We start from the raw sequence: 6,510 nt of genomic DNA, 5'->3' as shown, positions 1-6,510 counted from the left end.
GCCGTTCCACCGGCGGTGGCGGCCGGCGCTATCATAGCGGCGGCGGTGGCGCTCCGACGGGCGGTCCCGCCGGCGGTCTGTTCGGAGGTATGATGGGCGGGTTGTTCGGGCCGCCGCTTCGTTCCAGAAACCCTTGCACACTGATCGTCGCAAAGCCGTCCCGCGATGGTCCGCCTGCGAACAAGAATTAGGCTAGATGCGCGGCTAGCAGGACTTTTGATCCGACAACCCGAGGGGAGCCGAGTTCCATCCAGTGCCTAGGCCGAGTGATTATCAGTTTTATCGTAGCGGCCCGCCGGATCGGACAGCCTTTCTGAACTCCATGCCCATCTACATCGGCGCGGCGATGATCGCGGTGGCGATCCTGCTGTCGACCCTGATCACGGGGCTGACCTCCCGCTATGTCGGGATCGAAGCGCCGACCGACGAGAACATGTGGCTAGTCGACCGCCTCACCGGCAACGTCTATCGCTGCCAGGCGGAGGGGCGCGGCAGGGCCTTGTGCGAGCCGGATGTCGCCACCGGAAGCCTCGGTGACCGGCCCAAGGCGCCGAGGGATGGCCGCTGAGACACCGTCTTTGCATCGCAGCAAGAAAATTGTCTTCTCCGCGAAACGTCTGTGCTGGAGAATACGTAATTGCGAAGGCCGGTATGACGCCGGTTTCGTTTTATGGAGGAGACGTTTCGATGAAGACCTTGCTCATGGCCGCAACCTTTGTCGCGTTCACGCTTTCGCTGTCACCCGCATCCGCGGCAATGATGGCGTGCACCAAGGACAACATGATGAAGTCCGCCGCCGCGATGGGCGGCACGCCCGACTCCCCGGCCAAGATGGCGTCCAACAAGGAAATGGCCATGGCCAACACCGACATGAGCAATGGCAAGATGAAGAGCGCCTGCATGCACTACATGAAGTCGCAAAAGGCGATGACGGCGAAGTAGGCCTGGCCCGCATCGAAACCGCCGCGCTGTCAGCAGATGGCAGCGCGGCTTCTTTTTCCTTGGTTGTTTCAGGTCCGCTGCTTTCTCCCGGCGCGAATCCCGCTACATTGCGTCCCGTAATGTCCCGCGCTCTAAAACCGCTCTCCCTCACCACGACACAGGCCCGGCAGATCTGGCTGCACGCCCAGCGGCTGGATCAGCGCGCCCCGTTCGGCGACGGAGCGCAGGCCGTCGCGGACGCGGTGGCTCATCTCGGCTATGTGCAGATCGACACCATCAACGTCATCGAGCGCTGCCATCACCATATCCTGTTCAGCCGTATCCCGTCCTACCGCCGCGCCGATCTGCGCCACGCCCAGAGCGTCGACAAACGCGTGTTCGAATATTGGACACACGCGCTCTCTTACGTTCCGGCTGACGACTTCCGTTTCTTCCTGCCGGCGATGCGCGAGCACCGCCGCGAGGGGCACAAATGGTTCGCCTCGGTGAAGCCGGCCGACACGCGCAAGGTGATGCGGCTGGTGCGTGCCGGTCCGCTGACGATCCGCGACATCGAGGACGACGTGCTCACCGAGAAGGAGCACCTGTGGCAGAGCCGCAAGCCCTCGAAGCGGGCGTTGCAGCTTGCCTTCTATACCGGCGCCGTGACCATCAGCGAGCGGCAGGGCATGCTCAAGACTTACGAGCTGATGACGCGTCATTTCAGCTGGGACAAGCTGCCGAGGCCCGCCTCGGCAAGGGAGATCTCGTCCTATCTGCTCGACCGCGCATTGCGGTCGCAAGGGGTGGTGAGCCTCGATTCGATCTGTCATCTCGATGCGCCGCGCAAGAAGGCGGTCGCGAGCCTGATCGCCGCGCGCGTCCGCCGCGGCGAACTCGTGCCGATCGCGCTCGAGGGCGCCGGCAAGCAGGAGCATTGGGCCTTGCCCGCCGCGCTCGAGCCGCATGACGTGTCGCCCGATCTCGTCCACATCCTCTCGCCGTTCGATCCCCTGATCATCCAGCGCAAGCGCACCAATCTCATCTTCGGTTACAACCACCTGTTCGAGGCCTATGTGCCGAAGGCGAAACGCAAGCTCGGCTATTTTGCGCTGCCGGTGCTGGTCGGCGACGAGATCGTCGCGGCGCTCGACCTGAAGACGGACCGGCAGGCCAAGAAGCTGCTGATGCAGAAATGGACCTGGGTCGGGCAGGGGAAGAAGACGGCAGGGCGCAAGGAGCTCAAGCGGGTGATCGAGGATGAGCTTGATCGCTTCGAGCGGTTTCAGCTGGCGGAGTGAGTTGCAAAACACCGGTCTCGTAGGGTGGGCAAAGCGAAGCGTGCCCACGCCCGTCTCCCGTGGAGAGAAATCGTGGGCACGGCGCTAAGGCGCCTTTGCCCACCCTACGAGACCGTGCACTGTAGTCACCCGATCGGCCAAAACGCCGAACGCAATCCCCATTGCATACGCCACCAAATTCCACAGCGAGAAGATACGCCCGAGCAGCAGCGCGCCGGCCGTCGTCAGCCGGAATGCATCGAGCCATGGCGTGTGAATCAGCCGGGAGAATTCCACGACGACTGCGATGATCGCCGCGATGGCTGTGAGTTGGCTGCGCGACAGCTGCGGCAGCAAGACCCCGGCCAGCAGAAACACCATCGTGGCCCACAATAGCGAGCCGCCATACTTCACGACGAAGGCAGGCAGGCCGAATGGAAAGCCGTACCAGCGCAGGGACAATCCGCAGACGATCACCGCGAGGGCGAGGGCGGCGCGGATCAGCGATGTCCGTAACGGCGCAACAGGTTTATCCGGCTGCGCTGCGCGCATTGCTCGCTCCATTGACTCTTTGCCCGCGATGCTCAAAACCGCGCCCAGCCCTAGAAAAGCAACAACCCGGGGAAAGCCATGAGCCAGACCACCACCTATGCCGGTTCCGCCGGCGGTGCCAAGAATGCCAAGAGCGAAATCGAGACGTCGACAATTCGCGCTATCTCCTGGCGCCTGATTCCGTTCCTTGTGCTGGCCTACTTCTTCTCCTATCTCGACCGCGTCAATCTCGGCTTCGCCGCGCTGACCATGAATGCGGAACTGAAATTCACGCCGCTGATCTTCTCCTGGGGCGCCGGCATCTTCTTCATCGGCTATTTCATCTTCGAGGTGCCGAGCAATCTGGCGCTGGAGAAATTCGGCGCCAGCCGCTGGATCGCCCGCATCATGGTGACTTGGGGCATCATCTCCGCGCTGATGGCGCTCGTCAGCGGCGTCACCAGCTTCTACGTCCTTCGCTTCCTGCTCGGTGTCGCCGAGGCCGGCTTCTTCCCAGGCATCATCCTCTATCTCACCTATTGGTACCCTGCCGAATATCGCGCCCGCTTCCTCGCCGCCTTCGCCGTCGCCGTGCCGGTCTCGACCGTGATCGGTGCACCGGTCTCCGGCCTGCTGCTCGGGCTCGACGGCATGATGGGCCTGAAGGGCTGGCAGTGGCTGTTCATCATCGAGGGCATTCCGTCCGTGCTGATCGGCATCGTCACCTGGTTCTATCTCACCGACAGGCCGGAGAAGGCGGACTGGCTGTCGGCCGAGCAGAAGGCGTGGCTTAAGGCGAAGCTCGATTCGGAGGTCGCGGCCAAGCAGGCGGTGAAGCATTTCTCGCTGGGCGAAGCGCTGTCCTCGCCCAAGGTGATCGCGCTCAGCCTGATCTATTTCGGCTTCGTCGGCGCGCTCTACGGCATGCAGTTCTGGCTGCCGCAGATCGTCAAGGCGTTCGGGTTGACCAATGCGCAGACCGGCTTCGTCACCGCGATCCCGTATCTGTTCGGCACCATCGCCATGATCCTGTGGGCGCGGCATTCCGATGCCACGCGCGAGCGCGTGATGCATGTCGGTGCGCCGCTGCTGCTCACCGCCGTCGCGCTCGCCGTCTCCAGCTATCTCACCGATCCGACCATGACGATGGTGGTGCTGACGGTTGCCGCGATCGGCGTGTTCTGCTGCTTCGGTGTGTTCTGGACCCTGCCGACCGCCTGGCTCTCCGGCACCGCGGCCGCCGGTGGCATTGCCCTGATCAACTCGATCGGCAATCTCGCCGGCTTCGGCGGGCCCTATCTGATCGGCTGGGTCAAGGAAGCCACGGGGCAGACCTCAACCGGTCTGCTGGTGCTCGCCGCGCTGCCGCTGATCGCCGGCATTTTGGTGTTCGTGGGCGGCCATGACACCAAGCACGAGTTTGTCGAGCAGCGGCGGTGAGGCGAGTTTCGGAGGGTGGGCAAAGGCGCTCTTCGCGCCGTGCCACCATATTGCCCTGCAATGACGGAGGCGGTGGGCACGCTCCGCTTTGCCCACCCTACAATAGCACCCCATAGCAACCGCCTATGCGCTCCTTACCACCCCTTAACGATCACGGATTCCTGATGACTGACGATTATTGACTTTTATCAGTGATTAGTCGACATTCCTCTCATCCGAGATGCAGGAGTGTCCTTCGATGTTCGTCCGGTCGATTTTATCGAGCTATACCAAGCTGTTGGCCGGAGTTGCGCTGGCCCTGATGGCAGCTTCGCTGGCCGGGTGCAATGATACCGTCGCCGAGAAGGCTGAGCCCCCGCGGCCGGTTCTGGTCGCAACCGCGCATTATGATGCCGAGACCCCGGAGCGCAGCTTCGTCGGCACCATCAGGCCGCGGATCGAGAGTGACCTCGGTTTCCGCGTCGCCGGCAAGGTTGCAAAGCGTCTGGTTGAAGTCGGCCAGACCGTCGAGATCGGCCAGCCGCTCGCGACTCTCGACGAGGTCGATCTGAAGCTCCAGGCCGAGCAGGCGCTGGCCGAGCAGACCGCTGCGACCGGCGTGCTGGCCCAGGCGGCCGCCGCCGAGCAGCGCGCCAAGGACCTGAAGGCCAAGGGCTGGACCACGGATGCCCAGATGGATTCGAGCCGTGCCGCTGCCGACGAGGCCCGCGCGCGCCTGAACCGGGCTGAGCGCGCGGTCGAGCTGACCAAGAATTCTCTTTCCTACGCGACGCTCAACGCCGACGCCCGTGGCGTCGTCACCGCAACGCTGATCGAGCCCGGCCAGGTGGTCGGCGCGGGCCAGGCTTCGATCCGCGTCGCCCGCTTTGCCGAGAAGGAAGCGGTCGTCGCGATCCCTGAGACGCTGGTCGGGCGTGCCAAGTCGGGCGTCGCCAGCGTCACTCTGTGGTCCGAGCCGGACAAGAAGTACACGGCCAAGCTGCGCGAGATCGCGCCGACGGCCGATCCGGCCACGCGCACCTATCTGGCAAAGTTCTCGCTGCCCGAGGCCGACGACAAGGTCGCGCTCGGCATGACCGCGACGCTGACGCTGTCTGACGCGGCCACCGAGCGCGTCGCGCGGTTGCCGCTGTCGGCGCTGTTCAACGAAGGCGGCAAGCCGTCCTTCTACGTCGTCGACGACAACGGCGCGCTCACCCTGAAGCCGGTTGTGGTGAAGTCCTACGACAGCAGCGACGTCATCATCACCGGTGGTGTCGACGAGGGCGCCAAGATCGTCGCCCTCGGTGTGCAGAAGCTCGATCCGGGCCAGAAGGTGCGGATCGTGTCGTCACTGTCCTTTTAACTTCTGTCATTCCGGGGCGATGCGAAAGCATCGAACCCGGGATCTCGAGATTCCGGGTCTGGTCCTTCGGACCATCCCGGAATGACAAGAAAAGTGAGTTCCATCGTTGCGAGGCGAGTTTCGGCCCGAGCGCAAATGCGAAGGCTGAAGCGGCGAAGCGATCCAGAATCTGCCAGCCCCCTGGATTGCTTCGCTGCCTCGCGATGATGGGTTGAATAGAGTGGCTGTCGTGTTTTTGGCAACTGGATCGTCTTTTCGGAGAGAGCGATGAAGCGCTTCAACCTTTCGGCCTGGGCCGTCAGCCATCCGACGCTGGTCCTGTTCCTGATGATCATGCTCGGCGTCGCCGGCTTCTTCTCCTATCAGAAGCTCGGCCGCGCCGAGGATCCGTTCTTCACGGTGAAGGTGGTCAACGTCTCCGTGATCTGGCCGGGCGCGACCGCGCAGGAGATGCAGACCCAGGTCGCCGATCCCATCGAGAAGAAGCTCCAGGAGCTGCCCTATTTCGACAAGGTGCAGACCTATTCCAAGCCCGGCTTCGCCGCGCTGCAGGTGACGTTCCGCGACGATACGCCGCCGAAGGAGGTGCCTTATCTCTTCTATCTGCTGCGCAAGAAGGTGATCGACGTACAGGGCCAGCTGCCCTCGGGCATTCTGGGACCCGTCGTCAACGACGAGTTCTCCGACGTCGACTCCATCCTCTACATGATGACCGGCGACGGCGCCGACTATGCCCAGCTCAAGAAAGTCTCCGAAGGCTTCCGTCAGCGCCTCCTCAAGGTGCCGGGCGTGACCAAGGTCGACGTCTACGGCAATCAGGACGAGCGCATCTTCGTCGAATTCAGCCACGCCAAGCTCGCGACCCTCGGCATCACGCCGCAGGCGCTGTTCGATTCGCTCGCCAAGCAGAACAACGTGACGCCGGCCGGCACGGTCGAGACCTCCTCGCAGCGCGTGCCGCTGCGCGTCACCGGTGCGCTCGACGGCGCCAAG

General features: G+C 63.5%; 7 protein-coding genes. 6 read left to right on the top strand and 1 reads right to left on the bottom strand.

Translation table 11 applies throughout. The features are described 5' to 3' along the window. The first annotated feature begins 322 nt into the window (after positions 1–322). The 3 genes from MOV75_RS23255 to MOV75_RS23245 all read left to right on the top strand — a co-directional run bounded on the left by MOV75_RS23255 (position 323) and on the right by MOV75_RS23245 (position 2,222). Entirely contained in the window at positions 323–568 is a 246-nt protein-coding gene (locus MOV75_RS23255) for a hypothetical protein (RefSeq protein WP_246930795.1), read from the top strand. Positions 569–687: 119 nt separating this feature from the next. After that, positions 688–942, top strand: a complete 255-nt coding sequence (locus tag MOV75_RS23250) for a hypothetical protein (protein WP_246930793.1) — start codon at positions 688–690, stop codon at positions 940–942. A gap of 119 nt (positions 943–1,061) precedes the next feature. Then, on the top strand, positions 1,062–2,222 hold the full coding sequence (locus MOV75_RS23245; RefSeq protein WP_246930791.1) for a winged helix-turn-helix domain-containing protein: 1,161 nt from the start codon (positions 1,062–1,064) through the stop codon (positions 2,220–2,222). 84 nt (positions 2,223–2,306) lie between these two features. Here the strand turns inward: MOV75_RS23245 and MOV75_RS23240 are convergent, their stop codons facing one another. After that, the gene (locus MOV75_RS23240) at positions 2,307–2,753 is read right to left on the bottom strand and encodes a DUF2809 domain-containing protein (RefSeq protein WP_247006686.1); all 447 of its coding nucleotides are present in this window, start codon (positions 2,751–2,753) and stop codon (positions 2,307–2,309) included. 78 nt (positions 2,754–2,831) lie between these two features. On the opposite strand from MOV75_RS23240, the gene MOV75_RS23235 reads away from it, so the two are divergent. The 3 genes from MOV75_RS23235 to MOV75_RS23225 form a co-directional block, all read left to right on the top strand. Next, positions 2,832–4,172 (top strand): MFS transporter, encoded by a 1,341-nt coding sequence (locus MOV75_RS23235; protein WP_247006685.1) that lies wholly within the window; start codon positions 2,832–2,834, stop codon positions 4,170–4,172. Between the two features lie 238 nt (positions 4,173–4,410). Beyond that, positions 4,411–5,517 (top strand): efflux RND transporter periplasmic adaptor subunit, encoded by a 1,107-nt coding sequence (locus MOV75_RS23230; RefSeq protein ID WP_247006684.1) that lies wholly within the window; start codon positions 4,411–4,413, stop codon positions 5,515–5,517. Between the two features lie 267 nt (positions 5,518–5,784). Further along, on the top strand, positions 5,785–6,510 hold a 726-nt coding region (locus tag MOV75_RS23225; RefSeq protein WP_247006683.1), incomplete at its 3' end, for an efflux RND transporter permease subunit.

This window comes from Bradyrhizobium sp. PRIMUS42 (genome assembly GCF_023006515.1).
In the GTDB taxonomy this organism is placed as follows: Bacteria; Pseudomonadota; Alphaproteobacteria; order Rhizobiales; family Xanthobacteraceae; genus Bradyrhizobium.
Note: the sequence above shows the minus strand (reverse complement) of the source record. Positions and strands in the feature narration are given on the sequence as shown.